At 52.4% G+C, this 1,275-nt stretch carries 2 protein-coding genes; both read left to right on the plus strand.

What is annotated here, in order from left to right; all coding sequences use genetic code 11:
- Positions 1–104: 104 nt before the first annotated feature.
- Positions 105–890, plus strand: coding sequence for a single-stranded DNA-binding protein (locus B5E53_RS18605; RefSeq protein ID WP_087317612.1), 786 nt, complete (start codon positions 105–107; stop codon positions 888–890).
- A gap of 170 nt (positions 891–1,060) precedes the next feature.
- On the plus strand, positions 1,061–1,275 hold a 215-nt coding region (locus tag B5E53_RS18610; RefSeq protein WP_343215692.1), incomplete at its 3' end, for a hypothetical protein.

Raw genomic sequence — 1,275 nt, forward strand, 5'->3', positions numbered from 1 at the left:
AATCGTGTCATTATAATGCCGTTTTTTACGGCACTGTAATGGCACTTTTTTTATTTTCACTATTATTTATTTTAACGCCCAAAGAGGCAGAAAGGAGAATTTCTATGTCAGCAATCATCTTTTTACCAGGGAGGCCAACAACGGATCCCCAGATCATGCAGGCAAAGAATGGCAACACCACCTACACGACTCTGGACATCTCCTGCCCCCAGCGGGGAGCGGACGGGAACAAAGAAACCGTATTCTATTCCTGCTATTTCAATTCGTTTCTGGCAGACCGCCTGATGAAAGCAGGTGTAAAAAAAGGCACCGGACTGATTATCATTGGAGATCTGGAGCTGCATCCCTTCGTTCATCAGAAGGGGAAAAACCAGGGAAAACCGAACTCCGGCCCCAGCGTGGTTGTCAAAGACTGGCAGTTTGCACCCATGACTTATGACGATGCAAATGGGACCAATCCCGGCGTACCCGGAGGCGTTCCTCAGAACGGCTATGGACAGCCCGGAGGCGCTCCTGTTCCCAATCAGCAGGGCGGATACCCGACACCTGCACAGGGAGGCTATCCACAGGTATCCGGTGCTCCTGCCGGCAATTATGCACCTGCAGGCGCCGCACCGCAGAACCAGAATGGATATGCACGGGGAGGACAGGGAAGAACAAATGCTCCTCGTGGCAACGTACCACAGAACGGTTACAGGCAGCCCCAGAACGGCTACGCTCCGAATCCTGGAAGCGCACCGAATTACGCACAGGGCAATCCGAACCAGCAGCCTTCCGGCGGCTATGCTCCTGGAAACGGGGCAGCTCCGGGAACACAGGGCGGCTATCCGGATGATGGGTTTACCCAGGTTACAGAACAGCAGGCAGAGCAGCTTCCTTTTGTTGCTTGATGCTGACGCACCAAAAATTTCATAAGAAACGATCCATGTAAAGAATTGCACCCGGAGACTACTCCGTACAGGCAGTTCTTTTTTTGTGTCCGCACAGGATCCAGGAGAGCGCCGATCATCGGCTCTCCTGGGTGCGGCACAGCAAGTTTAGGAAGAAAGGAAGAATTTACATGAAAGCAAAGAAAGCCAAAACGATCAAAAAGACGTTACAGATCACCGTATTGTGCCTGTTTGCGGCGGCATTTCTGCTCCCAAAGGGAAGCCAGTCCTATCTGATGACTGGCATCGCTGCTGCAGGTGTCCTTGTTTCCCTGGCAATCCTTATCATCCCTCCGCTTGCTTCCGGACTCCGGAAATTGCGGATTCCGACTGGAAGGGCAACGGA

The sequence above is a fragment of the Eubacterium sp. An11 genome (assembly GCF_002161065.1).
Lineage (GTDB): Bacteria > Bacillota > Clostridia > Lachnospirales > Lachnospiraceae > Anaerobutyricum > Anaerobutyricum faecale.

What these genes read in the sequence shown, in the direction of transcription:
- B5E53_RS18605 (WP_087317612.1), top strand. Translation starts at nt 105, where the DNA reads ATGTCAGCAATCATCTTTTTACCAGGGAGGCCAACAACGGATCCCCAG.